Below are 25,115 nucleotides of genomic sequence, written 5' to 3'. Positions count from 1 at the left end.
AGTCTTTCTGGTTCACTCTGAACCAGAAAGACTCTAGCCGGGAGGGCGCCCGGCAGGGAATTTATCGGAAAAGCGGTCACAGGGCGTCGATAAAGCCGTCGAGGGCCGAGAAAAACGCATCCGCGCCGCCGAGTCGGACGCGGGACACCCGGGCGAGGGCGTCCTCGCGGGCAGACGAACGCTCTTGGGCGAAGGCTTCGATGGCGTGCAGCCACCCGATTCCATCGAGCGGATCGAGGTAAACGGGGCCTTCTCCGCCGAATTCACGAAACACCTCGAGGTCGGAGGCTATCACCGGAATTCGGGCGGCGATCGCTTCCGCCACGGGCAGGCCGTAACCTTCCGCAAAAGACGGCATCAGCAGGGCTCTCGCGCCGGCGAGGAGGCTTCTCAAGCCCGGGGTCGAGAGGCCGGACGCTTCGATCACATTGGCGCGCAGGGCGGGGCAGCGGCTCATCATGTCGACGACATTCCGATTGAGCCAGCCGCGCTTGCCTATCACCACCAGCTTCGGCGTCGCCGCCCCGTGGCGGTCGGCCAGGCGGCGCCACAGATTGAGCAGCAGCAGGTGGTTCTTGCGAGGCTCGATGGTGCCGCATACGACAAAATAGCTCTTGTCGGCGAGGCTCGGATCGGGCTCCGCCGGCTCCGCGAAAATCGGCGGCGGAGGCAGGCTGGCGACGCAGATAGGCAGCTGCGGACGACCAAGGCTCGAAGCGAAGGCGCGAAGGCGCTTCGCCAGCGTCTGCGACCCCACCACGGCTCCCGCGCCGAGGCGGACGATGGCCGTAAGACGGCGGGGCCCCTTTTTCGCCTCGTCTTCCCAGAAAAACTCGGGACAGTCGACCGTAAGCAAGTCGTGCACGAAGAAAACAGGCTTCACGTCGGGCCGGCCGCTCAGCCATTTCGTGAACCAGGGCTTGTCCAGCAGGAACTGGCTGGCGTTGACATAGGCCGCGCCCTGCGGAACTCCTGCGAGCGATTCCCCGGGGTTGAGCGCCCAGCGCCGCAGCGCGCTCCAGTTCTGCGGCGCGCGCTCCAAGCGCGGGCGGACGATGCGCCGGGCCGGCTGCGCTTCGGCGCCGCTCCGCCCCAGGGCGGCGATTACGCCTTCAAACGCAGGATCGCTTTCGGGAGAGACGGATTCGCGCCAGCAGGCCTCGATTTCCTCGACCGCCTGCATCGCGCGTCGGGCGGGTGCGAGACGAGGGCCCAGCAGGGAGCAGTAAAGAGCCTGCCGCTCGCGGCGGCCTCCGCCCAGAAAATGCCGCGCCATGGCGAAATCGACGCGATCTATGCCGTTGGGATTGGGGTTGAGGGCGCGGGTCGCGAGCCTCGCGATGTCATAGACGACCGGCCGATGCTTTGCGCTCTCGGAAAGCGGCTTCGCCGGATCTTGGGCGCCCTGCGTCATCTGCACCGCTTGCTTCCGGTTTTCTTGCATTTCCAGCGGTCGATGACGTCGTTCGATTCGCGCACGGCGCGCTCCGTCTCCAGGGCGAGGCATTCCCGATAGGCGAATACGGTCTGGATATAAATCTGGACGTCCTCCTCGCATTCGGTCGGCGATTTGGTTCCCCCCGTCGTCTCCATACAGCCGGGCGGATGCGGCGGCGGGCAGTAGTCGAACCCCGGAATGCGATTGTCCTTCCGTTCCTCGGGAGGAAGGTCTCCCGCTCCAGACTGAAAATCCAGGGCGGCGGCGGCGCCTGAATGCAGGCAAGCCATGAGGGCGAGGCAGGCCGCCAGGGGGCGAAAGCGCAATTTTCGGCGGTCGCTCGGTGTGGAAAGCAAATCCGAACCTCGGAATCAGGGTGCGGGAATTCTGGTGGAAACGGCGCTCAACTCACAATCGCCGCCAAGCGACGCTTTTTAACAGGATGCGGCCTCGCAGGGCCATAAGCTGATTTACGGGCTGCAACAATCTTTCGCTCGCGGGGCGCGCCGACCTCTCCTCGACGCCCCTCGCGAGCCCTTCATGAGACTCGCGAGCGGGGCAAAAAACTGCGCACATGCGGTTCTGTGTTCCTTTAATACCAATAAAAACAATGATATGTACAAAATTTGAGAATGCGCTATTCGCCGCATTGCCAAGGAAAATGAATCGAGTTACGCTGCTGGCGATGCGGCAAGCATCTTTGGTCCAAAAACAAACAACAGGGGGAAAACATGGCCAGTGTTCACAGCAGCGCCGATATCGGCAAGACCTTGATCTACGTCGCGGGCATCGTCGCTTTCGTCGTCGTCATGCTCACCTGGGTTCCGGATTGGATTTCTCCGGAAGGCACCAACGGCACGGGCAATGGCCGGTCCTCGATCGGTTCCGATGGCGTGGGCAAGACCACCCGCATGATTCAGTAATTGCTCCGAAAGGCGTCACGTTCGGGGCGGTGGCTTCGGCGTGACGCCTTTCGAGACGACTCGCCAGGTTATTCGCTTGGCGCGACTTTCCAACCGGTCTCTTCCACCCCAGGGAGAGGCCGGTTTGGCGTTTGGGGCTCATGAAATGTGCGCGGGGCCGCGCTTTTGTCAGTCGTTCTTGCGGCGCACGTCGTCCTTCGACGAATCGAAATCGAGCGCTTCCTCGTCGCACATCAGCTTCATGGCCTTCGAGACGTTTTGAAGTGGGCTGGAGTCCGTTTGGGCGTTCAGCAATTGCAGGGCGAGGCGCATCGCCGCCTGCTCTGGCGAGTCCTCGATGAAATGCCGCTCGAACACCGCCATCACATGGTCGACGCCCTCTTGGGTGACGCTGCGCTTGTCCTCGGCGAAATAATTTTTGGAGGCGAAGCCTCCCGCAATGATCTCGTAAGAGGGAAAATAGGCGACCCCTTCGAAACTCTGGACGAGGCGCTCGCATGCGACGCGCAGGACCGATTTCGAATAGACCGTCGAGACCAGAACATGGCGAGGCTCTGCGGTCGCGACCAGAGGAACCGGCGACACCGTGAGGATTATGCGGGCGCCCGGATTTACGCCGCGCAGGCCGCCGATGAAGGCGCTCATGTCGCTTACGACGTCTTCTACGGTCAGATTCACGAACTCGTGCCGTTCCGGGGAAAACGTCCCGCCGACGACGCCGGGACAGACCGGAAAGACCGCGCCGTCGGCTCGCGAACGCCAGCATTCGGTCAGGCCGAGCGTGAAGACGAAGACGTCGAGATTCTCGAAGGCGTCGCGGACGGCCTGAAAATGCCTCGCCCGGTCGATCTCATATTCGCGCAGCGAGTTGAAACCGAGCGGCTGGATATTGGGCCGGAAAGGGTCGAGAAAAACGGTTTGGTCTTCCCGCCAGACGTCTTCCCCGGGAACGAAGCGGCCATAGGCCCGCTCGAACAGCTGCAGCAATTGCCGGCTGGTGTAGATGTTTCCGTATCTCGCGCTGTAGAGGCCGTAGTTGAGGACATCCCGGGCTTTGGGGCCGACGATGGCGTGCGCGGGCTCCGTGACGAGGTAGCAGCAGCCTTTCGCTTTCAGGAACCGGCCGATGTGCTGTGCGAAACAGCTTCCCGCGGTGACGACTCGCGCGCCGGCGTCGAAACGAAAAGGAGCCTCGACCATGGGGTCGAGTTCGCCGGGCGCGACGCGCGAGACGGCGCGGCGCCAGTTCGCATAATCGGGCAGGCGGCTGTAGGGGTGAGAAGCCATTCGATCAAACGCTCGAGTTCGGACGGGCCAAAATCAGCGACAGCGCTTCGAGCGCCATTCGCTCGCCGAAAAGGGAATTGGCGTGCGTCGCGTCCTTTCCCCAGGCGAGGGGGGCGAGCGTTCCGTTCCCGGTGAGGAATTCCGCCGGCACGGGCGCATAAAAGACGCCGAGACGCGCGCATGTCTCGCGGTAGAGGCCGTCCTGCACGCGCCACATCTTGTAGCGCAGCCAATCGGACGAGAGGCGGTCGGCGTCGACGATCGTATGCAGAAACTCTCCGGGCTTGGCGAGAACCTGCGCTCCGGGAAGAGGCGGCGGCGGCTGGATCTGCGCCAACGGCAAATCGGTGGCCTCGCGAAACGCCCTGAGCGTGTCGATTACTTCCGCCATGGCCTCCCGCAGAGTCTCGCGCACCACGGCTTCCGGCAGCACCGTGGCTTCAGCGTCCAGCGGCAGATCCGGCTCGGCGCCGAGAATGAAATCGAATCGCTCCTGCATCTGGACGATCGACAGGGCGCAGTGCTCATTGCCGCCCACCGAGAGCAGGACGCATTGGGCGTTTTGTTCGGCGATTTTTTTCAGCAGGTTGGGGTTCAGGGCGCCTTCCACGACCGGGGGAGACAGCTCTTCGCCGTCAAAATAGTAAAACCGGGCTTCGAGAAGCCGATCGTCGAATTTTTCTCCGCGCTCCATCAGCGCGTAACAGCCATGCGCGAGGGCGACGATATGGCTATGGCCGAAGCCGACGCAAGAAATCATTTTTTCTCGATCGATGTTGCTCAAAGCTCCGCTGGTCTCGCGGTCCAAGGCGATAAGATCCTCTGAAAGCGGCGCGCACACCTGTCTCTGCCGCTGCCGCGAACGCCCCCAAAAAGCGCGGCGCGCGCAGATCTGCCGAAGAGCGGCCGTGCATGAACGAACCGAAGGAGAGCGGAGCCACAGGCTGCATCGCCGTCTGGCCCCGCGCTCCCGACCCTCATAGCAGCCATGCGGCCGGGAGCCAAGGCGCCGCCGCCTGCTATCCTGGGGCGGCAATCCGTGAAATCGCCAAACCCTTGGCGTGAAGGGCGGGGCGCCGTAATCTTGTCAGATGCGTCGAGAACCCATACCCGCCCGCGGGGGTGGGCCGGCGGTAGGAGGCAGTCTTGCCTGAACATGTAGCGTGGTTGCGCGGCCAGCGCGAGGCGCTGGAGGCCGCCATCAACGGCGCGCCGCTGCAGGTCTCGCTGGATGCGCTGGTGCGCACCGCGATTCATGGGCTGGGCGAGGAGACGCGCGCCGCTTTCTACCTATCTGACGGCGCCCGCACTTCCTTGCACCATGTGGTGGGCATGTCCGCCGATTATGCTCGGATGGTGGACGGGTTAAAGATCGGGCCCGAGTCGCTGGCCTGCGGCCTGGCGACGCACACCGGCCAGCCGGTCGTAACGGGCGACGTGACCAAGGATACTCGCTGGGAGCCGTGGTTGTGGCTGGCCGACCGTTTCGATTATCGCGGCTGCTGGAGCTTTCCCATCCACAGTTCGGCCGGAAAAATGATCGGGACGCTGGCGGTATATTCCCGCTGCCCGCGCGAACCCGCGCCCCGGGACCGGGAGCTTTGCGCGATTCTGACCAATACCGCCTCCATAATCATCTCCCAATATTCGGAGTCGCAAGCGCGCAAGCAGGCCGAAGAGGCGCTGCGCGAGAGCGAGGAGCGGTTCCGGCTGTTCATGGACAACAGTCCCACCATCGCATGGGTCAAGGATGAAGACGGTCGATATGTCTATTTCAGCCGCGCCTTCGAGCAGCGTTTCGGCGTGCGATTTTCGGAATGGCGGAACAGGACCGACGCCGAGCTGTGGCCGCCGGATGTGGCCGCTGAATTCCGCAGGAGCGACGAAGACGTGCTGGCGGCGGGGCGGGCGATGGAGATCGCTTCGGAAACCCCCGGCCCGGACGGCGATCGCCTTCATTGGCTCGTAACGAAATTTCCGTTCCGCGACGCCGCCGGGCGCCGCTACGTCGGCGGAATCGGCCTCGAAATCACCGAACGCAAGCGAGCCGAGACGGAACTGAGCGAGAGTCTGGAACGCGAGCGGCTACGCGCCGAAGAGCTCGAGACCCTGCTCGATCTCGCTCCCATCGGCGTATCCATCGCGCTGGATCCCGAGGGCGCGAACATCAGGGGAAACCGGGCGCAGGTGGAGTTGTTCGGGCTTCGGCCCGGCGCCCAGCTTTCCATGACGAGCCCCGAGCCGCCGCCTATAGTCGTGCTTCAGGACGGCAGGCCGCTCGTCACCGAAGAATTGCCGATGCAGCGGGCGGTCAGGGGCGAGACCGTCGACGGCCAGATCATCGACGTGAAAACCAGAGACCGGATAGTGACCGTCCTCGTCAAGGCGACGCCTCTCTTCGACGAAGCGAGGCGACCGCGCGGGGCGATCGGCGCATTTTTGGACATCACCCCCCTCAAGCAGGCGGAACAGGCTCTTCGGGAGGCGGACCGACGCAAGGACAGGTTTCTCGCCACCCTCGCCCATGAGCTGCGCAACCCTCTCGCGCCGATCTACAACGCGATTCACGTTCTCGGCAGGAGACACGGAGGCGTCGGCGATCCCGACGCCGAACTGCTCGACGTCATGCGGCGCCAGGTCGAGCATCTGGTGAGGCTGGTGGACGACCTGCTCGAGATCTCCCGCATCAGCCGGGGCAAAATCGAGCTGCGCCGCGAGGCCGTCGACATGTCGGCGACATTGCGCGATGCGCTCGAAACCTGCCGGCCGCTGATCGAAAAGAAAGGCCACGCCGTCGCGATCGGCGGCCTCTCCGAACCGCTCGGCGTTTATGGCGATCCGGCGCGTCTGGTGCAGATCATGGCCAATGTCCTCGGCAACGCCGCGAAATACACCCGTCCCGGCGGGCGCATCGCCGTCGAACTCGGCCGAGAGGAGGGTTCGGCGATTTTTCGTGTCCGCGACAGCGGTGTTGGCATCGCCCCCGACATGCTCGGGAGCGTGTTCGAACTCTTCGCGCAGATCGACAATGGCGCAGATTGCGCCGAAGGAGGCCTCGGCATCGGCCTCGCCCTGGTTCGAGATCTCGTCGATCTCCACGGCGGCTCGGTCCAGGCCCACAGCGACGGTCCGGGAAAGGGAAGCGAATTCACGGTTCGCCTGCCGCTCTGCGGAGGATCGCCGGTTCCGGAAGCCGCCGCGGACGATGACGTCGCTTCTCTCGCTCGCCCGCAGCGCGTGCTCGTCATCGACGACGAACCCGACGTCGGCGACAGTCTCGGCCTTCTGCTCGAAAGCCTGGGAGCGGCCGTCTGCGTGGCTTACGACGGCCCGTCGGGGGTCGCGGCGGTGCGCGAATTCAAGCCCAGAATCGTTTTCATCGATCTCGGAATGCCGGCCATGGATGGTTTCGAAACCGCGCGCCGCATCCGCGAGGGCCATCCCGGCGGGCGCTACACGCTCGTCGCCGTAACCGGCTGGGGGCAGGCGGAAGACCGCATCCGCACCCGAATGGCGGGTTTCGACGTGCATCTGACCAAGCCGGCGTCGACGCGCGAAATCCGGGCGCTTCTGCAGGAGGCGGATTCGATTTGAGCGCGGTCTGGAGTGTTTGTTTCGACGCGTTTCCCACGCCGAACCGGCGTCCACTTCGGCTGGAAACGCTTTAGAGTCTTTATTTAATCGTGTTTTCTTCACGCGAACCGGTATCCACTTCGCTCGAAAACACTCTTAGCCCTCCAGCGCGACCTCGAGGCCGATGGGTTCGCCCTTGTGGATTTTTCCGGTGATCTGCCGGGCGACGCTGAGGACGCGATAGACGGACTCGCCAATGGCGACGCGGCGGCCGACGATTTCCGGAGCTTCCCCGGACATGGGGAAAGGCGCGCAGACGGCGATCATTTCGCGGCCCTTATATCCATATGGATAAAAGGCTTCGATGTCGTGAATGGTTTCGTCCGGCATGGCTGCTCCTGCTCTCCTCAAAAGATAGACCTTTCCGATCCGCGGCGAGAAGCCTTTCCTGCCGCTCCGCTCAGGGCGCGCCCCAGAATTCGGGCCAGGCCTGGGACAGCCTGCCGCCGAGTCGCACCGGCGCGATCTTCTGCGCGAGGCCAGATCCGCCGATCTCGACAGCGACGCCGCAGAGCGTGGCTTCGCCCTGCGCCGGCTCGTAGCGGGCGCCGGGCGTCTTGCGGATGAAGCGCCGCAGCGGCTCCTCCTTGTCCATGCCGATCACGGAATCATAGTCCCCGGTCATGCCGGCGTCCGAAATATAGCCGGCGCCGTGGGGCAGGATCTGGCAGTCGGCGGTCGGGACATGGGTGTGGGTTCCGGCGACGAGCGAAGCCTTGCCGTCGACGAAATGCGCCATCGCCATTTTTTCGCTGGTGGTTTCGGCGTGCATGTCGATCATCGCCGCGTCGCAGGCGACCCCGAGCGGGCAGGCGGCGAGCTCCCGCTCGATGGCGGCGAAGGGATCGTCGAGCTGATCCATGAACACCCGGCCCTGGACATTGACGACCAGCACCTGCTGGCCGCGGGCGGCCGCGAAAAGATTGGCCCCGCGTCCCGGCGTGCCCGGCGGATAATTGACCGGCCGCAACAGGCGCGGCTGGCGTTCGATGAAGACCAGGGCTTCCCGCTGGTCGAAGGCGTGATTGCCGAGCGTCACGCAATCGGCTCCCGCCTGCAGCATTTCCTCGCAGATGGCCTCGGTGATGCCGAAGCCGCCGGCGGCGTTTTCGCCGTTGACGATGACGAAATCCAGCGCCCAGGACTCGCGCAGGCGCGGCAGGCGCGATTGCACGGCGGCGCGGCCGGCGCGGCCGACGACATCGCCGATGAACAGCAGGCGCAAGGGGGAGGCGGTCTCTTGGCTCATCTCTTCTCCAGAACTCATCCCAGCCCATAGCGCGCGGCGGCCTCCGGGGCAATTTTGCGGCCCGGGGATTGCTCATCGGTGCGTCATTCCTTAGGTGAAGCAGCTGCTGTAATCCAAAGGCAAATATGGGCGCCGCCTTAAATGACTAACGCCGTAGGCCTCTCCGGCCCTTCCGCCCAAAATACGGGCGCCTCGATCGATCGACCTTTCGTGCTGTTTGAAGACGGGCGCGACGAGGGGCGTTCCCTGTTGTTCGACGCGCCCGAGGAGATCATCGTCGCGCGCAGCGCAGCGGAGGTCGCGGAAGCGTTCTCGCGCATGGAGGCGGCCTCGCGGAGGGGACTGCATCTCGCCGGTTACGCCAGCTACGAACTCGGCTACGCCTTGGAGCCCAGGTTCCGGGCTCAGGCGACGCCTGCCTCGCCGACGCCGCTGCTGCTGTTCGGGGCCTTCAAAGCGCCGAAGCCCTACGTCCCGCCCGCCGGCGAGGAGGAGCCTGCGCAGATTGCGCTCCAGCCGGCCTGGAGCCGCGAGGAATACGCCGAGCGCTTCCAGAAATGCCGCGATTACATCTTCGCCGGCGATGTCTATCAGATCAATCTGACATTCCCGCTCTATGGCCGCTTCGACGGGGATCCGATGGCGCTCTATCGCGGGCTCCGCAAGCGTCAGCCGGTCGCCTATGGCGGCGTCGTGGCGCTCGGCGAGGAAACCGTCGTTTCGCTTTCGCCGGAAGTTTTCTTCGAGGCCAGGGGCCGCGACATCCGCGCCCGGCCGATGAAGGGCACCGCGCAGCGCGGCTTCATGCCGCTCGAGGACATGGCGCGGGCCAAATATCTCACCGAGGACGAGAAATCCCGGGCCGAAAACCTGATGATCGTCGACCTGCTGCGCAATGATCTCTCGCGCCTCGCAGAGGTCGGCTCGGTCAAGGTGGCGGATCTCTTTACGGTCCACACCTATCCGACCCTCCACCAGATGACCTCCGGCATCGAGGCGCGGCTGCGCGAGGGCGTGACGCTCAAAGACCTGTTCACCGGGCTTTTTCCCTGCGGCTCGGTCACCGGCGCGCCCAAAATACGAGCGATGGAGATCATCCGCGATCTCGAATGCGCGCCCCGCGGCGTCTACTGCGGCTCGCTCGGCGTCATCGCGCCCGACGGCGAAATCAGCTTCAATGTCGCGATCCGGACACTGACCATTTTCCCCGACCACAGCCTCGTCTGCAACGTCGGCTCGGCCGTGGTGGCGGATTCGAGGCCCCGCGAAGAGTATGACGAATGTCTGATCAAGGCGCGGTTCCTGACGGGGGCGTGAGCGGTTTCGGCCTCATCGAGACTCTCCTTTGGACGCCATCCGACGGCTTTTTCCTGCTCGACCTGCATCTCGGGCGGCTCGGCGATTCCGCGCGCAGGCTCGGGTTTTCGTTTGATCGGGCCGCTGCCCTGGCCGCGCTGATCGCGGCTGTCGAGGGTTTCTCCCAAGGCGCCGCCACTCCGCCCCAAGCCTTGCGCGTCCGCCTCGTGCTGCAGCAGGGCGGAGCGCTCGAGGTCGGCGCTGTCGCGATCGAGCCGGTTCCGCCGCAGACGGTCTGGCGGGTCGCCGTAGCAAGGGCCCGATTCGATTCGGGCCAGCCGCTCCTGGGCCACAAGACCACCCGGCGGGAGCTTTACGAGAGCGAGCTCGCCGCCTCCGGCGCCGACGAGGTTTTGTTCCTCAACGAGCGCGACGAGGTTTGCGAGGGCGCCCGCGCCAATGTCTTTCTGGAGCGGGGCGGGAAGCTGCTGACCCCGCCGCTTTCCTGCGGCCTGTTGCCGGGCACGCTGCGCGCCAATCTGCTCCGCGAGGGCAGGGCGAAGGAGGCGGTCCTGCGCCTTTCGGATTTCGAAGGCGCGGATTTCTTTATGGGCAATTCGGTGCGCGGGCTGGTGAGAGCAAGGCTCTATTAGAGCGTTTCCAGCCGAAGTGGATGCGTCCGCTCCCGAAAGTAGTCGGCGATTCGAGCGATATTCTCTACCGCACGAGGCGTGAATCGCAGCTTCACGCCTCAAATCGACCGAAGGCGGCGGCGACCTCTGCATCGGTAGCAAATTGACGCTGTTGGGCTTGCGCCAGCCCTTCGAGAACCTCGGCTAGATGCCCAAGGTCGATGTCCTCTGGCTCGCCTTCGCCTGTCTTTGCAAGCGCGAGCATGGCGCGGGCGATTTCGTCCTGCGCGGCCAATGGAAGAGAACGCACGGTCTCAAGAGCTCGGTCGAGCAGCTTTGTCATGCAAGAAATCTAGAACTTCCGAATGCAAAAAGAAAGGGGATGCTACCCGCGCAAGGAAAGATGTGCGGCCTTGCCTGTGCAGCGAGCTTTTCATTCTCCTGAATCCTTGCCAACGCCCGCCTACGCGAGGGTGGGAGCAGAGACGCTCTCGGAGCTCGGGCGCGGGCCTCAAATTTCAATCATCGTCTCCACAAAGCCCTCCGGATCGGCGCAGAATTCCTTGAGCAGCTTGAAATGGGAGGTCTCTCGCAGAGTGATGGGCGCGAGTTCGCGGCCGTTGAGGCCGACCAGCGCCGCGCCTCTATGCGCCATCAGCAGGGGAGAATGGGTCGCGAGGATCACCTGGCAGACGCCGGAATCCTCCATGCGGCGCAGGAGCTTGAGAAATGCGATCTGGCGTTCGGGCGACAGCGCCGATTCCGGTTCGTCCCAGATGTAAATGCCTTGTCGCTGACAACGCTCCTCGAAGAAACGCAAAAAGCCCTCGCCGTGCGAATGCGACAGGAAGTCCGGCGGCATGGCGCCCACGTCCAGCGCCGCGATGTCCAGATAACGCGCCACCGCATAGAAGCTTTCGGCGCGGAAGAACCAGCCGGTAGTGATTTTCGGCAACCAGCTCGCGCGCAATGCGTTCGCAAGCCTGCCGCCTTGCTTCTCTATGGCGCGAGAATGATCGACCGGCATATAGCCCTTGCCGCCGCCGGCGTCGTCATAGCCCGCCAGGGCGGCGATTCCTTCCAGCAGCGTCGATTTGCCGGTTCCGTTTTCGCCGACGATGATCGTCACCGGTCGGTCGAAGAAGAGTTCGAAATCCTTGCCGCGGAACAGCGGGAGGCAGAAGGGATAGGCGTTTTCGTCGGCGACGCGCTCGGGTTCGAGCCAGATGCGCTTGAGGTAGGGGGCTTTCAGCCCGATGTCACGCCGCCGCCGCACGGAGCCCTCTTTGGATCATGAGAACGCGCCTCTTATATTTTCAGCGAGGGAAAACGCATTGTCGGACCATCCGAGGTAACTGACATCAAGTGTTTCTCCCCCGAATATGCAACGAATAGTATCTGTCCAGAGCGATGGTCCATTCAGGTAAATAAGCTCGCAGTCTAGTCTTATCAGGGCTTTGGTGCTGGTAATGCGACCCCTGAACAGATTGATTGTAATACCGGCACGCCCGGAAGCGATAGCATCTAAAATTTCTGCGCATCTGTATATCGTCACAACACCCGGCTCTACAAATGCTCCAACGCGATCGGGGGTCTCATTGGTGTATTCGTCCAGCGTAATCTGATGTGCTCTAGCGTGCAGTCGACGCCAATTTTCTATGGTAAACCCGATGGATTCTTCAGTAACAATTATCTCGACCATAATTTGTTCAATGGACGGCGGTTCGATTTCGATCGATAAATACTGTCCATAGTCTTGGTCGAAACGTTCGGAGCAGGCGACACGAATCCCCGTTTGCGTGAACTGTTGCGCCCAGTTGAAGCAGAGTTCCGCCAGATGATTCATTGCAGCGCGCGTGGCCTCTGGAAGCACTCGTACGAGCGAGAGCGGATGTTGGGCGCGCGCCAAAGATAAAATGGATCGGCGTCGCAGCGCAACTCGTCTGATCGCCCCCACTGGCGCATTTCACTTCAAGCCTTTATGGCTTGGCCATGCCCGGCTTCCATAGACCTCACGCGGATTTCCATTCTCCCCTGCATCTGAAGGTCGAGCGGCTCTGTGTCGAGCGTGGCGGCCGGACGGTGCTGCGGGACATTTCCTTTGCGCTTTCGGGCGGAGAAACCCTGGTCGTGACCGGCCGCAACGGCGTCGGCAAATCGACCCTGCTGCGGGCGCTCGCGGGGCTGCTTCCGCTCCTTTCCGGAGCCGCCGTCCTCGAAGGCGCGGGCGAAGCCGAGTTTTCCGCGCAGGCTCATTATCTCGCCCATGCCGACGCTCTGAAGGCGCCTTTGACCGTGCTGGAGAATCTGGAATTCTGGGCGCGCTATCTCGACGCCGGCCATCCGGCTCAGAGCCTTTCGCCTTCCGCCGCGCTGGAGGCTGTCGGTCTGCCGCATGTCGCGCAGGCGCCGGTCGGCATATTGTCGGCGGGCCAGAAGCGCCGCGTCGCGCTGGCGCGCCTGTTGGTCGCCCATCGGCCGGTGTGGCTGCTGGACGAGCCGATGACCGCGCTCGACGCCGCCTCGCGCCGGCGCTTCGCCAAGGCGATGCAGGACCATTGCGCCCTCGGCGGAATCATCGTCGCCGCGACCCATGAGCCGCTGGGGATCGAGGAGGCGCGCTCCATGCCGCTGGGAGCCATGTCATGAGTTCGGAACTGAGCGCGCTTTTCATTCGGGAGCTGCGCATCGCCCGGCGCATCGGCGGTTCGGGCTCGATGGGCGTGGCGTTCTTCCTCACCCTCGTCGCCATCACGCCTTTCGCGGTGGGGCCTGATCCCAATCTGCTCGCCCGCATAGGGCCCGCCATGCTGTGGATTTCAGCGCTGCTCGCCAGCCTGCTCGGCCTCGACCGGCTGTTCCAGGCCGACGCCGAAGACGGCTCGCTAGATCTCCTGCATCTTTCGCAGGTTCCGCTGGAGCTTGCGGTGCTGGTCAAATGCGCGGCCCATTGGGCGACCGCGGGGCTTCCGCTGGTTCTCGCCGCGCCCTTGCTCGGCCTGATGCTGCAGCAGGACGGCGCCGCCCTGCTGGGCGTGGTGGCGAGCCTCGCCGTGGGCTCGCCGGCGCTGACTCTGATCGGCTCCATCGGGGCCGCAGCCACCGTCACCGTGCGACGCGGCGGGCTGCTGATGGCGCTTCTGGTCTTGCCGCTCGCCATTCCGGTTTTGATCTTCGGGGTCTCCGCCGCCAACGCCGCCGCGGGCGGAACCGTGCCCTTCCTCACCCCCTTCGCCATTCTCGGCGCGATCACCCTCGTCGCGCTGGCGCTTTGCCCCTTCGCCGCGGCGGCCGCGCTGCGCCAGCTGTAGGAAAGACTTCGGATCGGGTTTGTTCGCATATTGTTCTTGCGGGAGACTTTTGCCCGGGCTAAGTTTCATGCGCCGATTTCGTTGTTTTTCTTTGCTTGCTGGAGCGCGCGTCATGGTCGTCAGGGTCGCAACCGTCGCTTTCGAGGGGATCGAGGCCAAACCCGTCGACGTCCAGGTGCAGATCGCCAACGGCAATGTCGTTTTCACTCTGGTGGGGCTCGCCGACAAAGCGGTGGCCGAATCGCGCGAGCGGGTGAGGGCGGCGCTCGTCGCGGCCGGGCTCGCCCTGCCGGCAAAACGGATCACGGTGAATCTCGCGCCCGCCGACATGCCGAAAGAGGGAAGCCATTACGACCTGCCCATCGCGCTGGGCGTGATGGCCGCGATCGGCGCCATTCCCGCCGACGCGCTCGAAGGGTTCACGGTTCTGGGGGAATTGGCGCTCGACGGAACCCTGACCCCGGTCGCGGGCGTTCTGCCGGCCGCCGTCGCCGCCAATATGCGCAATCACGGCCTCATCTGCCCGGCCGCCTGCGGGCCGGAGGCCGCCTGGGCGTCCGGGGATATGGAAGTCATCGCGCCGCGGTCGCTGGTCCAGCTCGTCAATCATTTCAAGGGAACGCAAGTCCTGTCGAGGCCGACGCCGGCGGTGAGGCCGCCCGCGCTGGACATGCCCGATCTCGCCGACGTGAAGGGTCAGGAGAGCGCCAAGCGCGCCTTGGAGATCGCGGCGGCGGGCGGACACAATCTGCTGATGAACGGCCCGCCCGGCGCCGGCAAATCCATGCTGGCGGCGAGGCTGCCCTCGATCCTGCCGCCGCTCACGCCGCAGGAGCTGCTGGAAGTCTCCATGATTCACTCCGTCGCAGGGCAGATCGCGGGCGGCGAGCTGACCGACCGACGTCCCTTCCGCGCGCCGCACCACTCCGCCTCCATGCCGGCCCTGGTCGGCGGCGGCGCCCATGCGAGGCCCGGAGAAATATCGCTCGCCCACAACGGCGTACTGTTCCTCGACGAGCTGCCCGAGTTCAACACCCAGGCGCTCGACAGTCTTCGTCAGCCTCTGGAGACCGGGGAGGTGGCCATCGTCCGCGCCAATCACCGCGCGATCTACCCGGCGCGCTTCCAGCTCGTGGCCGCGATGAACCCCTGTCGCTGCGGCCATGCGCTCGATCCGGGCTTCGCCTGCAAGCGCCAGCCCAACGAGCGTTGCGCGGCCCAATATCAGGCGCGGCTTTCGGGACCGCTGCTCGACCGCTTCGATCTCCAGATCGAAGTCGCCGCAGTGACCGCCGCCGATCTGGTTCTGCCGCCTCCGGCGGAAGGCTCGCGGGAGGTCGCGGCGCGGGTCGCCGCGGCGCGGGAAATCCAGCGCGCGCGCTACGCCTCCCTCGGGCGGGAGAACGTCACGACCAACGCGGCCGCCCCGGCCAATGTCATCGAGAGCGTCGCAAGGCTCGACGCCGGCGGAACGGCCCTGATCAGAGACGCCTCGGAGCGCTTCGGCCTCACCGCGCGAGGCTTCCACCGCGTGCTCAAGCTCGCGCGCACAATCGCCGATCTCGAAGCGAGCGAGGCGGTTTCCCGCCCGCATCTCGCCGAGGCCCTCGCTTATCGCTCCGGCCTCACGGGAATGCGGCGGGCCGCGTAATCGAGCGATCCTGACCGGGAGCGGACGGCGCTTGGGCGAACCGCGGTCGCGTGGGACGCGGATCCGCAGCGCGCGGACGAATTTTTAACGGCGTCGATCTAGACCCGTTTCTCCTCGCAGGGATATGGCGTCATGTCGTCGAGCGCGTTGCTGATCGCTCTTCTCGTCTTTGGGCTCGTCCTGGCGGCCGCAGGCCTCGGGGCGGCTTTATCCGCGTTCCGCAAGCGCCGGCACGCCATGGAGGCGGAAATCGAGACCCTGCGCGACGAGATATGGGAGCTGCGCGCGGCGTCGGCGGCGCGCGACAAGGCCGAAGCCGCGAGCCGGGCGAAGTCCCGCTTTCTCGCCACGGTCAGCCATGAAATCCGCACCCCCCTGAACGGGATTCTCGGCCTGGCGCAATTGCTGTCGATGACGCAGCTGGAGGCCGAGCAGGCGAGCTATGTCGAGGCGATCGGGGATTGCTCGCGCGCGCTGGCGCGGCTGATCGACGACATATTGGATTTTTCCAAAATCGAGGCGGGCAAGCTGGAGCTGCGAATCGAACCCTTCGGCCTTACGCAGCTCGTCGAGAGCGTGGTCGAGCTGCTTGCTCCCCGGGCCCACGGAAAGAACCTGGAGATCTCCAGCTTCGTTTCGGCCGATGCGCCGGAGCGCATTTTGGGCGATCAGGCCCGGTTGCGGCAGGTTTTGATAAATCTCGTGGGCAATGCGGTAAATTTCACCGAAAAAGGCGGGGTCGCGGTTCGAGTCGTCGCCGAATCGCCGGATGTCCTGCGCTTCGAGGTGGAGGATACCGGACCCGGCGTGCCAGCCTCGGCCCGCAAGCTCATCTTCGAGGAGTTCGAACAGGGCGACGGTTCCGCCACGCGAAGCCAGGGCGGCACGGGCCTCGGACTGGCGATCTCCCGGCGGCTGGTCGAGCGTATGGGGGGCGAACTGCAGATCGCCGCCACCTCGCCGCGAGGAACGGTGTTCGCCTTTCGTCTGCCGGCCGTCGCCGAGACGGGAAAGCCGGGTGAAAATCGGCGCCGGCTGCCGAAGCAGAGACGCGTTCTCATCGTCTCCGAAAGCCGTTTCGAGGCGCCTTTCCTCGCGCGATATTTGTGCGAGGCCGGAGCGTCCGCGCGCATCGTCTCCAGGGAAGAGGCGATGACGCTGCTCAGCTCCGAAGCGAATGGATATGACGACGCCATAGTCGACTGCGCCTTCGGAGAAGAGGCCACCAAGTCCTTGGCGCGTGCAGCCCGCGCGGGCGGCGCGGCGCGGGTCTTTCTTTTGTTTTCCCCGTTCGAGCGGCGCGCTTTCGGAGAGGCCGCGCTCGGCGATTTCGACGGCTGGCTGGTCAAGCCGGTGCGGGCGTCTTCGTTGATCGAACGACTCGCGGATGCGACGCCGCCGGGGGCGGCGCCGAGACCCGCCGCGCCGGAGCCGTGCCTTGCAGGGCTCCATGTCCTGCTTGCGGAGGACAACGACATCAACGCCCTCATCGCGGTCCGCCATCTCAATGCGCTCGGCGCCATGATCACACGCGCCGAAAACGGCGCGCGCGTGGTGGAATTGGCCGCAGCGGCCATCGAGGGAGCCGTAGCCCGTTACGGCGTGATCCTCATGGATCTTTTCATGCCGGAACTCGACGGCCTGGAGGCGACCAAGCGGATTCGTCGCGCCGAGGCTCGGGCAGGGGCCCCCCGCACGCCGATCCTCGCGTTGACCGCGACCGCGCTCGAGGAGGACTTGCGCGCGGCGAAGGTCGCGGGCGTCGACGCGACGCTGACGAAGCCGGTCGAATTCGCAAAGCTCGCCGATACGATTCGAGCGTTGCGAGAAGCCGCTCCTCCCAAATTCGAAATGCGCGGAAAGTCGTAATCAGGACGACCGAAGCTCCGTCACAAAAACTTTGCCGCGAGGTGATCTATCCGTCGCGTCGGCTATCCGTCGGCGCCCGTGCGGAGAACCTCGAGCCATGTGGGCCATAAATCTGAACGCTGGACGCAACATCGTCGCCGGCGCATTTCCCGCCTTCCAGCCGAAATCGAAAAAGCGGCGCAGCCCGCTGCAGGGGTCGATTGCGCAGGTCGGCGCCATGGAAGTTCGGCTCGCCGCAACAAGGAAAGAAATACGCAAGGCGCAGCGGCTGCGATTCAAGGTGTTTTTTGGCGAGGGCGGCGCCGTCGCCGACGCAAAGACCAAGCTCACCCGCCGCGACGCGGATCGTTTCGACAAATTTTGCGATCACCTCATCGTCATCGATCATTCCACGCGCAACCGGTTCGGCAAGATCAAGCCGAAAGTGGTCGGCGCCTATCGGTTGTTGCGCAGCGACGTGGCGCTGGAGAAAAACTGCGGCTTCTATTCGGCCGATGAATATGAGGTCGCGAGCCTGCTCGAACGCCATCCGCACAAGCGGTTCCTGGAGCTCGGGCGCTCCTGCGTGCTAGCGGATTATCGCGGCAAACGCACGATCGACCTGCTGTGGCGCGGCATTCTGGCCTATATCCGGCATTACGACATCGACGCGCTGATCGGCTGCGCGAGCTTCGAGGGCGCCAACGCCTTCACCCATGCCGCGCAGTTGAGTTTTCTCGCCTATCACGCCCGGGCCGAGGGGGAGTGGCAGGTGCGCGCCCGCGAGTCGCGCCGCACTCCGATGGAAATGCTGGGGCGCGAAGCGGTCGACGAGCGCAGGGCGCTGGCGGCGCTGCCCCCTCTGATCAAGGGCTATCTGCGGATCGGCGCGCGCTTCGGCGACGGCGCCGTCGTGGATCGCAAGTTCAACACGGTGGATGTTTTCGTGGTGATGCCGGTCGAGAAAATGGACGCCCGTTATCTCGAGCATTTCGGCGGTCATGCCGAGAAGGCCAGACAGGCGGCGTGATCGAGGCGTTGGCGAGCCGTTAACCCGCGTTTTCTATGATCCCGATAGGGACCCGGTCCCGGCGTCCTCGGTAGCGCAGGCGGTTGGGCTCATGGAAAAAATGCTGGACGCGGCTAGGAGCGGAAGCTGGCTCACTCCAGAGCGCATGCGCATCTATCCGCTTCTGCTGCTTGCGATCGCGGCCGCCTCCATATGCGCGATGCTGGCCCTGAGCCACGGCCGCATGGGGCCGGACCACAACCAGCTCGGCACCGATTTTTCGCAGGTGTGGGTCGCGGGAAACGAGGCGCTTCGCGGCCATCCCGACGAACCCTTCGACGTCGCCCGCCACATCGCGGAACAGCGAGCGGAGTTCGGGGCCGACAGCGCCGTATATGGCTGGCACTATCCGCCCTATTTTCTGGCGCCGGCGGCCTTGCTGGCGCATCTGCCCTATCTTCCCGCGCTTTTCCTGTGGCAGCTTTCGACCCTCACGCTCTATCTTCTGGTCATGGCGGCGATCGCGCGGCGTTTCGCGCTGAATCCCGGACAGATAATCATCGCCGCGCTGGCTTTTCCGGCGACGCTGGTCAATCTCGGCCACGGTCAGAACGGCTTTCTGACGGCGGCCTTGCTCGGCGGCGGATTTCTGGCGCTGGAAAAGCGCCCAGCGCTCGCCGGAGTCCTATTCGCGCTGCTGGCCTATAAGCCTCATTTGGCGCTTGTTCTGCCCTTGGCTCTCGTCCTCGATCGCCGTTGGCGGGCGCTCGCCGCCGCCGCCGCGACGCTCGCCGTCATGACCGGTGCGACCATTGCCGAGTTCGGCCTGCGGAGCTGGAGCGCATTTTTCGAGAGCCTGGACTTCACCCGGAGAATCGCGGTGGAGCAGGGCGCCGCCGGCTTTGCGAAAATCCAGAGCGTGTTCGCGGGCGTGCGTCTTCTGGGCGGCGACGTCGCCGCGGCCTATGCGCTTCAGGCCGTGGCGACTGCCGCGACGATCGCGGCGCTGTTCTGGCTTTGGCGCTCCAGCGCGGATTTTCGCCTGAAGAGCGCCGCGACGCTCACCGCGACCCTTCTGACGACGCCTTATTGTCTCGATTACGACATGATGGCGCTTGCGCCCGCTCTCGCCCTGCTGGCCGCTCACGGACGGGAAAAGGGATTTGCGCCGTTCGAGAAAACAATTCTCGCCGTCGCTTTCATGGCGCCTTTCGTGGCGCGGCCGTTCGCCGTCGCGGTTTCGTTTCCCTTCGGCGTCTCCGCCTGCATATTGTTGTTCGCCTCGATCGTCTTGCGGGCGCGCAAGGGCGGCGCGGACGAGGCCTCCCTCGCCGGCGCGTCGGCCTGATCGGAGCGCCCTGCGCAAGCCTGCTTCCATCGTGGTGTTGCGTACGGCTATATTCTTGCTGCCGTAATAATCCTATGGCCTACAGGGCCTGCTGGGGACCGACCGAACGCGTGCTTGGCTTTGCCGCCGCCGCGCCTTGTGATACGGACTCCCCTCGAAACTCGCGTTTCCGCAGGCGCAAAGACAAAAAAATCTGAGCCCACCCAAGGAGGAGCAACAATGTCAAGGTCATGGATCGCCTCGCTGAGCGCGATAATCCTGTTCCCGCTTTCAGCGTCCGCCGGCGATTTGAGGCAGGACGCCGCGGCGGTGTTTCAGCCCATCGATCCCGCGGCTGTCGCCAAGCAGGTCAAGAACAACGAGATCACGCCCGCGAAAGTGGAGCTCGGACACAAGCTGTTCTTCGATCCCCGGCTTTCGAAGAGCCAGCTCATCAGCTGCGCCACCTGCCACAATCTTTCCACCGGCGGCGTCGACGCCGGCCCGACCTCGGTTGGCCATGCCTGGCAGAAAGGCCCGCGCCGCGCTCCCAGCGTGTTGAACTCCGTGTTCAACGGCGCCCAGTTCTGGGATGGCCGCGCGGAGGATCTGAAGGCCCAGGCCAAGGGGCCCGTTCAGGCCGGCGTCGAAATGGCCAACACCCCGGCGGCCGTCGAAGCCACGCTCAAGAGCATCCCGGGCTATGTCGGTGAGTTCCAGAAGGCCTTCCCGGGCGACGTCGCTCCGGTGTCGTTCGACAATATGGCCAAGGCGATCGAGGCTTTCGAATCGACCCTCGTCACCCCGAATTCGCGCTTCGATAAATTCCTGAAGGGCGATGCGACCGCGCTCAACGACCAGGAGAAGAAGGGCCTGCGCCTGTTCATGGACAAGGGCTGCGCGGGTTGCCACAGCGGCGCCAATGTGGGCGGCTCTGGCTACTTCCCCTTCGGCGTATCGGAAAAGCCCGACGAAGAGATCCGTCCGGCCGCGGACAAGGGCCGCAGCGCCGTCACCAAGAGCAGCGCCGACGATTACGCTTTCCGCGTCGCTCCCCTGCGCAACGTGGCCTTGCGGGCTCCCTACTTCCATTCCGGCAAGGTCTGGACGCTCGAGGAGGCCGTCACCGTTATGGCGAAGACCCAGCTCGGCGAGACCCTTCCGGCGGAGGACACCGCTGCGATCGTGGCCTTCCTCAACACGCTGACCGGCGACCAGCCGAAGGTGGACTATCCGGTCCTCCCCGCGCGCACCAAGGACACGCCGCACCCGCAATATTGATCGCGCAGTCTGCGCTCTGATCGCAAAATTGCCCGCGCGTCCCGCTCATGGCGGGGCGCGCTTCATCTTTTTGTCAGGGCCCGTCGTTTCACGCCCTGGAACAATGCGACGCCGAAGTTTTTCATTTCCCTGGCGCAGGAATGGTTTCAATGAAATCGACCAAGCTCGCCGCCGCGCTGGCGGTCTCCGGTTTGCTCTGCTCCGTGGCTCAGACCGGCGCGGAAGATCGCGACCCTTTCGCGAAGATCGGCCATTTCGTGGTGATCTATACCGAGAACCGAAGCTTCGATCATATTTTCGGGCTTTTCCCGGGCGCGGACGGGCTCAACGCCGCCAAGGCGCATTTCCCCCAGGTCGACATGAAGGGGGCGCCACTGAAAACTCTTCCCGGATCGCCCAGGGACAAGCGCATTCCGGCGGGGCTCGAGAACCGGCCCTTCGCACTGGAGCCTTACATCGGCGTCGACTCTCAGGCGACCGACGACCCCGTTCACGATTTCTATGTCGAGCAGGAGCAGATCGACGGCGGTAAGATGGACCGTTTCGTCGAGGCCTCGAACGCCGGCGGCCTCGTGATGGGCTATTATGACGCCTCGCGTCTGAAGCAATGGAAGCTGGCGCAGGAATTCGTCCTGGCCGATCATTTTTTCCATGCGGCCTTCGGCGGCTCCTTCATCAACCATTTTTTTCTCGTTTGCGCATGCGCGCCGCTCTTTCCCGACGCTCCCGCAAATTTCATCGCGAAGGTCGACGAGTCGGGAACGCGGCTCGTGCGCGCCGTGGATTCGCCGGCCGATCCGCTCCAGGGACCGCCTCGATGGGCTCATTCCGGCAGGGTGACGCCCGATTATTACGCCTACGGCACCCTGCTGCCCCAATTGCAGGTCGGGCCGAAGCCGTCAAAAGCCTCCGCCGAATTGCTGCCGCCCCAGAAGATGCCGACCATCGGAGACAGGCTCACCCGGAAAGGCGTGTCCTGGGCGTGGTACGCCGGCGGCTGGGCCGACGTCCAGGCGGGCGTTCGCGAGCCCGGAATCTCGGGGGCCGGATTTCTGACCCATCATGCGCCGTTCCTCTATTTTGAGAATTATGGGCCGGGCTCGCCCGGGCGCGCGGAGCATCTCAAGGACGCTGCGGAATTCCTCGCCGCCGCAGACGCCGGCGCGCTGCCTCAGGTGTCTTTCTACAAGCCGATCGCCGACCGGGACGGCCATTCCCTCTATTCCACGGTCGGGGCCGGGGATGACGAAATCTCCAGAATTGTCGAAAGGCTGCGCAGGAGCCCGAACTGGTCGGACATGCTGATCGTCGTCACAGCGGATGAGAACGGCGGTTACTGGGATCATGTGGCGCCGCCCGCGATCGATCGCTTCGGCCCCGGCGTGCGCGTGCCGACCCTCGTCATCTCGCCCTTCGCCAGGAAGGGCTATGTCGACCATACCGTCTACGACACCACGTCGATCCTGCGCACACTGGAGCGGCGCTACGATCTCGCGCCGCTGGGAACGCGAGACGCTTCCGCCGCCGACCTGCGCAACGCCCTGGAGCCGTAAAGCGCTCCGCGCCCGCGACAGAAAGATCCGCAATGCTCCTGCGCCATCTCCGGCAAGAGGCGGCGAGGCCTGTCTCAGCGGCGGCGGGAGCGGATCTGGGCGGGGTGGAGCCCTGGGTGGAAGAAGAATAACCTCCAGCGGGGCGGTTTTTTAGAAAAATTCGAAGAAGGCGGAGCAGGTCTCGCTCGCCCAATATCCTGCAGCGCGCGTTTTTTGGACGGCGTTGAGGGATAGGGGCTTAGCGGGGTTCGGGCGGCTGAAGCCGGGGTTTCGGTCTCAAGTTCTGAGCGAAGGCCGGCGCCGCCTGTATGGTGCGTTGCAGCACAGGATGTCGCAGCCTTGCGGGTAGGCCGTCGGAAGGAGCCGGGAGAACCGGAGTCGGGCGGATAGGTTTGATGCAATGCATTGATAATATGTATGTATCATTTTTTCGTCGGGAGCGGTCGGGCGGCTCGATGATGTCCGTGTCTCAGGATTAGGGTGGGATATGACCTACCCGAATAGGTCAATAGACCTCTTCAATAGATTGTCCCCAGCTACCCACCCGAGTATTGTTTTTAGGGTCGCGAACATAAATTGTTACGCCACGCTAAGCGGGGTCTCTGGCGGTCCTTTCGGACCGAACGCGGCTTCCGTCTTAGGCGGCGACATCGGTGTTCGTCCGATAAAAAACAACAGCGGCGGGGAGGGGCGCAGGCCCGTTTCGCAAGCCGCGGGAGAGATAAAGGGCGGTTGGGCGCCGGGAGCGCCCCAAGCGAACTTAAAAAAGAGGACGAACGAGTTCCGTTCTGGGAGGCGGAGCGTAACCGATCGCGCGCAAATCCCTGGGAGCACTTAGGAGGATAAAGCATGAGTTCGACCACCGAGACAGCTGCGGGCGCAGCTGCTGGCACAGATACAGTCGTCGATCTGAAGGGGATGTGGATCGGCCTCGCCGTTCTGAACACCTTCTATCTGATCGTCCGCATTTACGAGCAGATCTTCGGCTGGCGCGCCGGCCTGGACTCCTTCGCTCCGGAGTTCCAGACCTACTGGCTGTCGATCCTGTGGACGGAAATTCCGCTCGAGCTGGTTTCGGGCCTCGGCCTCGCCGGCTATCTGTGGAAGACCCGCGACCGCAACGTCGACGCGGTTTCGCCGCGCGAAGAGATGCGCCGCCTCGTCGTTCTGGTTCAGTGGCTGACCGTTTACGGCGTCGCCATCTACTGGGGCGCTTCGTTCTTCACCGAGCAGGACGGCACCTGGCACATGACGGTGATTCGCGACACGGACTTCACGCCGTCGCACATCATCGAATTCTACATGAGCTACCCGATCTACTCGATCATCGCGGTTGGCGCGTTCTTCTATGCGAAGACCCGCATTCCGTATTTTGCTCATGGCTACTCGCTGGCGTTCCTGATCGTCGCCATCGGCCCGTTCATGATCATCCCGAACGTCGGCCTGAACGAGTGGGGCCACACCTTCTGGTTCATGGAAGAGCTGTTCGTCGCTCCGCTGCACTGGGGCTTCGTGTTCTTCGGCTGGATGGCGCTCGGCGTGTTCGGCGTGGTTCTGCAGATCCTGGCCCGCATTCATGCGCTGGTCGGCAAGGAAGGCGTCGCGCTGCTGGCGTGATGTGAGAGAAAGCGGGCCGCGCGTCGCAAAGCGGCGGCCCGCGCTTTCCGGGTCCACTCAAAGACAAACGGCAACACAGGGACGATTTGGGCGCGACGCTTTCGCGAGACGCTCGAACTATGTCTGGAGAGCCGGCCCTCTCCCTGCGGGGATAGGGCAATGAGGGCGGTCTCGGAAGGTAGCAGAAAATCCGGCGCAAGAGAAGCCGGGACTTATTGAGACACCAAGGAGAAAAAATATGTCGACATCGAAGAGCGGGGGGGCGGTCGGACCGTTCCATTCCGTCGCCGAAGCGGCGGGATGCGTTCAAACCACCGACTGGTTGCTTCTGACACTGCTGTTTTTCGCCGTTCTCGGCGGCTACCACGTCCACTTCATGCTGACGGCGGGCGACTGGGACTTCTGGGTCGACTGGAAAGACCGTCGTATGTGGCCGACCGTGGTTCCGATCCTGGGCGTGACCTTCGCGGCCGCTTCTCAGGCGTTCTTCTGGGTGAACTTCCGCCTTCCGTTCGGCGCGACCTTCGCGGTTCTGGGCCTTCTGATCGGCGAGTGGATCAACCGCTACGTGAACTTCTGGGGCTGGACCTACTTCCCGATCTCCCTGGTGTTCCCGTCCGCTCTGATGGTTCCGGCGATCTGGCTCGACGTGATCCTGCTCCTCTCGGGCAGCTACGTGATCACGGCGATCGTGGGCTCGCTGGGCTGGGGCCTGCTGTTCTACCCGAACAACTGGCCGGCGATTGCGGCGTTCCACCAGGCCACCGAGCAGCACGGCCAGCTGATGACCCTCGCGGATCTGATCGGCTTCCACTTCGTGCGCACCTCGATGCCGGAATACATCCGCATGGTCGAGCGCGGCACGCTGCGCACCTTCGGTAAGGACGTCGTTCCGGTTGCGGCCTTCTTCTCGGGCTTCGTCTCGATGATGGTCTACTTCCTGTGGTGGTTCATGGGCCGCTGGTATTCGACGACCGCCAAGATCGAGAAGATCTAAGCAGTCTCTCCGGAGGGGAGGCGCCGATGCGGCTCCCGTCCACAAGCTAGCGACAAGAAGAAG

General features: G+C 64.2%; 23 protein-coding genes. 14 read left to right on the top strand and 9 right to left on the bottom strand.

The features are described from left to right. Nucleotides 1-76 precede the first annotated feature (76 nt). Together H2LOC_RS06410 and H2LOC_RS21705 are read right to left on the bottom strand one after the other, a co-directional pair. The gene (locus tag H2LOC_RS06410; RefSeq protein ID WP_136495640.1) at nucleotides 77-1,414 is read right to left on the bottom strand and encodes a glycosyltransferase; all 1,338 of its coding nucleotides are present in this window, start codon (nucleotides 1,412-1,414) and stop codon (nucleotides 77-79) included. After that, entirely contained in the window at nucleotides 1,411-1,764 is a 354-nt protein-coding gene (locus H2LOC_RS21705) for a hypothetical protein (protein ID WP_246207026.1), read from the bottom strand. The genes H2LOC_RS06410 and H2LOC_RS21705 overlap by 4 nt, the downstream gene beginning before the upstream one ends. Before the next feature lie 405 nt (nucleotides 1,765-2,169). Between H2LOC_RS21705 and H2LOC_RS06400 the strand changes: the two genes are divergently transcribed. After that, on the top strand, nucleotides 2,170-2,361 hold the full coding sequence (locus tag H2LOC_RS06400; RefSeq protein ID WP_136495639.1) for a hypothetical protein: 192 nt from the start codon (nucleotides 2,170-2,172) through the stop codon (nucleotides 2,359-2,361). 168 nt (nucleotides 2,362-2,529) lie between these two features. On the opposite strand, the gene H2LOC_RS06395 is transcribed toward H2LOC_RS06400, so the two are convergent. Together H2LOC_RS06395 and H2LOC_RS06390 are read right to left on the bottom strand one after the other, a co-directional pair. Beyond that, on the bottom strand, nucleotides 2,530-3,648 hold the full coding sequence (locus tag H2LOC_RS06395) for a GSCFA domain-containing protein (protein WP_136495638.1): 1,119 nt from the start codon (nucleotides 3,646-3,648) through the stop codon (nucleotides 2,530-2,532). A gap of 4 nt (nucleotides 3,649-3,652) precedes the next feature. Continuing rightward, complete coding sequence (locus H2LOC_RS06390) at nucleotides 3,653-4,408, bottom strand: hypothetical protein (protein WP_136495637.1); 756 nt, start codon at nucleotides 4,406-4,408, stop codon at nucleotides 3,653-3,655. Nucleotides 4,409-4,794: 386 nt separating this feature from the next. On the opposite strand from H2LOC_RS06390, the gene H2LOC_RS06385 reads away from it, so the two are divergent. After that, nucleotides 4,795-7,242 (top strand): PAS domain-containing protein, encoded by a 2,448-nt coding sequence (locus H2LOC_RS06385; RefSeq protein ID WP_136495636.1) that lies wholly within the window; start codon nucleotides 4,795-4,797, stop codon nucleotides 7,240-7,242. A 135-nt stretch (nucleotides 7,243-7,377) separates the two neighbouring features. On the opposite strand, the gene H2LOC_RS06380 is transcribed toward H2LOC_RS06385, so the two are convergent. Together H2LOC_RS06380 and H2LOC_RS06375 are read right to left on the bottom strand one after the other, a co-directional pair. Beyond that, the gene (locus H2LOC_RS06380) at nucleotides 7,378-7,611 is read right to left on the bottom strand and encodes a hypothetical protein (RefSeq protein ID WP_136495635.1); all 234 of its coding nucleotides are present in this window, start codon (nucleotides 7,609-7,611) and stop codon (nucleotides 7,378-7,380) included. 70 nt (nucleotides 7,612-7,681) lie between these two features. Then, on the bottom strand, nucleotides 7,682-8,506 hold the full coding sequence (locus H2LOC_RS06375) for a TIGR00282 family metallophosphoesterase (RefSeq protein WP_136497010.1): 825 nt from the start codon (nucleotides 8,504-8,506) through the stop codon (nucleotides 7,682-7,684). A gap of 165 nt (nucleotides 8,507-8,671) precedes the next feature. Between H2LOC_RS06375 and H2LOC_RS06370 the strand changes: the two genes are divergently transcribed. After that, the gene (locus tag H2LOC_RS06370) at nucleotides 8,672-9,847 is read left to right on the top strand and encodes an aminodeoxychorismate synthase component I (protein ID WP_136495634.1); all 1,176 of its coding nucleotides are present in this window, start codon (nucleotides 8,672-8,674) and stop codon (nucleotides 9,845-9,847) included. Continuing rightward, nucleotides 9,811-10,479: an aminotransferase class IV family protein gene (locus tag H2LOC_RS06365; protein WP_136495633.1), complete on the top strand. Its 669-nt coding sequence runs from the start codon at nucleotides 9,811-9,813 to the stop codon at nucleotides 10,477-10,479. The genes H2LOC_RS06370 and H2LOC_RS06365 overlap by 37 nt, the downstream gene beginning before the upstream one ends. 91 nt (nucleotides 10,480-10,570) lie before the next feature. On the opposite strand, the gene H2LOC_RS06360 is transcribed toward H2LOC_RS06365, so the two are convergent. The 3 genes from H2LOC_RS06360 to H2LOC_RS06350 all read right to left on the bottom strand — a co-directional run bounded on the left by H2LOC_RS06360 (nucleotide 10,571) and on the right by H2LOC_RS06350 (nucleotide 12,304). Further along, nucleotides 10,571-10,801 carry a hypothetical protein gene (locus H2LOC_RS06360; RefSeq protein WP_136495632.1) on the bottom strand — a complete coding sequence of 77 codons (231 nt, stop codon included), beginning with the start codon at nucleotides 10,799-10,801 and terminating at the stop codon, nucleotides 10,571-10,573. A 168-nt stretch (nucleotides 10,802-10,969) separates the two neighbouring features. After that, nucleotides 10,970-11,734 (bottom strand): AAA family ATPase, encoded by a 765-nt coding sequence (locus H2LOC_RS06355; protein ID WP_136495631.1) that lies wholly within the window; start codon nucleotides 11,732-11,734, stop codon nucleotides 10,970-10,972. Between the two features lie 15 nt (nucleotides 11,735-11,749). After that, a complete protein-coding gene (locus H2LOC_RS06350; protein WP_136495630.1) occupies nucleotides 11,750-12,304 on the bottom strand; it encodes a hypothetical protein in 555 nt (184 codons plus the stop codon). 146 nt (nucleotides 12,305-12,450) lie between these two features. Here H2LOC_RS06350 and ccmA point away from each other — a divergent pair, with 146 nt between their 5' ends. The 10 genes from ccmA (at nucleotide 12,451) to amoA (ending at nucleotide 25,052) form a co-directional block, all read left to right on the top strand. Further along, nucleotides 12,451-13,107 carry a heme ABC exporter ATP-binding protein CcmA gene (gene ccmA / locus H2LOC_RS06345; RefSeq protein WP_136495629.1) on the top strand — a complete coding sequence of 219 codons (657 nt, stop codon included), beginning with the start codon at nucleotides 12,451-12,453 and terminating at the stop codon, nucleotides 13,105-13,107. Then, nucleotides 13,104-13,769, top strand: a complete 666-nt coding sequence (gene ccmB, locus H2LOC_RS06340; RefSeq protein WP_136495628.1) for a heme exporter protein CcmB — start codon at nucleotides 13,104-13,106, stop codon at nucleotides 13,767-13,769. The genes ccmA and ccmB overlap by 4 nt, the downstream gene beginning before the upstream one ends. Nucleotides 13,770-13,881: 112 nt before the next feature. Beyond that, on the top strand, nucleotides 13,882-15,420 hold the full coding sequence (locus H2LOC_RS06335) for a YifB family Mg chelatase-like AAA ATPase (RefSeq protein WP_136495627.1): 1,539 nt from the start codon (nucleotides 13,882-13,884) through the stop codon (nucleotides 15,418-15,420). 132 nt (nucleotides 15,421-15,552) lie between these two features. After that, nucleotides 15,553-17,289, top strand: a complete 1,737-nt coding sequence (locus H2LOC_RS06330; protein ID WP_136495626.1) for an ATP-binding protein — start codon at nucleotides 15,553-15,555, stop codon at nucleotides 17,287-17,289. Nucleotides 17,290-17,386: 97 nt separating this feature from the next. After that, on the top strand, nucleotides 17,387-18,298 hold the full coding sequence (gene olsB, locus H2LOC_RS06325; protein WP_136495625.1) for a l-ornithine N(alpha)-acyltransferase: 912 nt from the start codon (nucleotides 17,387-17,389) through the stop codon (nucleotides 18,296-18,298). A 91-nt stretch (nucleotides 18,299-18,389) separates the two neighbouring features. Further along, nucleotides 18,390-19,625 (top strand): glycosyltransferase family 87 protein, encoded by a 1,236-nt coding sequence (locus H2LOC_RS06320; RefSeq protein WP_246207024.1) that lies wholly within the window; start codon nucleotides 18,390-18,392, stop codon nucleotides 19,623-19,625. 219 nt (nucleotides 19,626-19,844) lie between these two features. Next, nucleotides 19,845-20,885 carry a cytochrome-c peroxidase gene (locus tag H2LOC_RS06315; RefSeq protein WP_136495624.1) on the top strand — a complete coding sequence of 347 codons (1,041 nt, stop codon included), beginning with the start codon at nucleotides 19,845-19,847 and terminating at the stop codon, nucleotides 20,883-20,885. 149 nt (nucleotides 20,886-21,034) lie between these two features. Next, nucleotides 21,035-22,438, top strand: coding sequence for an acid phosphatase (gene acpA / locus H2LOC_RS06310; RefSeq protein WP_136495623.1), 1,404 nt, complete (start codon nucleotides 21,035-21,037; stop codon nucleotides 22,436-22,438). Nucleotides 22,439-23,287: 849 nt separating this feature from the next. Then, nucleotides 23,288-24,055: a bacterial ammonia monooxygenase, subunit AmoC gene (amoC, locus tag H2LOC_RS06305; protein WP_136495622.1), complete on the top strand. Its 768-nt coding sequence runs from the start codon at nucleotides 23,288-23,290 to the stop codon at nucleotides 24,053-24,055. A gap of 238 nt (nucleotides 24,056-24,293) precedes the next feature. Next, entirely contained in the window at nucleotides 24,294-25,052 is a 759-nt protein-coding gene (gene amoA, locus H2LOC_RS06300) for a bacterial ammonia monooxygenase, subunit AmoA (protein ID WP_136495621.1), read from the top strand. Nucleotides 25,053-25,115 lie beyond the last annotated feature (63 nt).

Origin of the sequence: Methylocystis heyeri, from assembly GCF_004802635.2 — a bacterium.
GTDB classification, from domain to species: Bacteria; Pseudomonadota; Alphaproteobacteria; order Rhizobiales; family Beijerinckiaceae; genus Methylocystis; species Methylocystis heyeri.
This window is presented reverse-complemented; position numbering and strand designations above follow the sequence as displayed.

Excerpts from the sequence above, each read along its gene's own strand:
- H2LOC_RS06410 (WP_136495640.1), bottom strand. The coding sequence starts at position 1,414 with ATGACGCAGGGCGCCCAAGATCCGGCGAAGCCGCTTTCCGAGAGCGCA.
- H2LOC_RS06400 (WP_136495639.1), top strand. The coding sequence starts at position 2,170 with ATGGCCAGTGTTCACAGCAGCGCCGATATCGGCAAGACCTTGATCTAC.
- H2LOC_RS06395 (WP_136495638.1), bottom strand. The coding sequence starts at position 3,648 with ATGGCTTCTCACCCCTACAGCCGCCTGCCCGATTATGCGAACTGGCGC.
- H2LOC_RS06390 (WP_136495637.1), bottom strand. The coding sequence starts at position 4,408 with ATGATTTCTTGCGTCGGCTTCGGCCATAGCCATATCGTCGCCCTCGCG.
- H2LOC_RS06380 (WP_136495635.1), bottom strand. The coding sequence starts at position 7,611 with ATGCCGGACGAAACCATTCACGACATCGAAGCCTTTTATCCATATGGA.
- H2LOC_RS06370 (WP_136495634.1), top strand. The coding sequence starts at position 8,672 with ATGACTAACGCCGTAGGCCTCTCCGGCCCTTCCGCCCAAAATACGGGC.
- H2LOC_RS06365 (WP_136495633.1), top strand. The coding sequence starts at position 9,811 with ATGTCTGATCAAGGCGCGGTTCCTGACGGGGGCGTGAGCGGTTTCGGC.
- H2LOC_RS06360 (WP_136495632.1), bottom strand. The coding sequence starts at position 10,801 with ATGACAAAGCTGCTCGACCGAGCTCTTGAGACCGTGCGTTCTCTTCCA.
- H2LOC_RS06350 (WP_136495630.1), bottom strand. The coding sequence starts at position 12,304 with ATGAATCATCTGGCGGAACTCTGCTTCAACTGGGCGCAACAGTTCACG.
- ccmA (WP_136495629.1), top strand. The coding sequence starts at position 12,451 with ATGCCCGGCTTCCATAGACCTCACGCGGATTTCCATTCTCCCCTGCAT.
- ccmB (WP_136495628.1), top strand. The coding sequence starts at position 13,104 with ATGAGTTCGGAACTGAGCGCGCTTTTCATTCGGGAGCTGCGCATCGCC.
- H2LOC_RS06335 (WP_136495627.1), top strand. The coding sequence starts at position 13,882 with ATGGTCGTCAGGGTCGCAACCGTCGCTTTCGAGGGGATCGAGGCCAAA.
- H2LOC_RS06330 (WP_136495626.1), top strand. The coding sequence starts at position 15,553 with ATGTCGTCGAGCGCGTTGCTGATCGCTCTTCTCGTCTTTGGGCTCGTC.
- olsB (WP_136495625.1), top strand. The coding sequence starts at position 17,387 with ATGTGGGCCATAAATCTGAACGCTGGACGCAACATCGTCGCCGGCGCA.
- H2LOC_RS06320 (WP_246207024.1), top strand. The coding sequence starts at position 18,390 with ATGGAAAAAATGCTGGACGCGGCTAGGAGCGGAAGCTGGCTCACTCCA.
- H2LOC_RS06315 (WP_136495624.1), top strand. The coding sequence starts at position 19,845 with ATGTCAAGGTCATGGATCGCCTCGCTGAGCGCGATAATCCTGTTCCCG.
- acpA (WP_136495623.1), top strand. The coding sequence starts at position 21,035 with ATGAAATCGACCAAGCTCGCCGCCGCGCTGGCGGTCTCCGGTTTGCTC.
- amoC (WP_136495622.1), top strand. The coding sequence starts at position 23,288 with ATGAGTTCGACCACCGAGACAGCTGCGGGCGCAGCTGCTGGCACAGAT.
- amoA (WP_136495621.1), top strand. The coding sequence starts at position 24,294 with ATGTCGACATCGAAGAGCGGGGGGGCGGTCGGACCGTTCCATTCCGTC.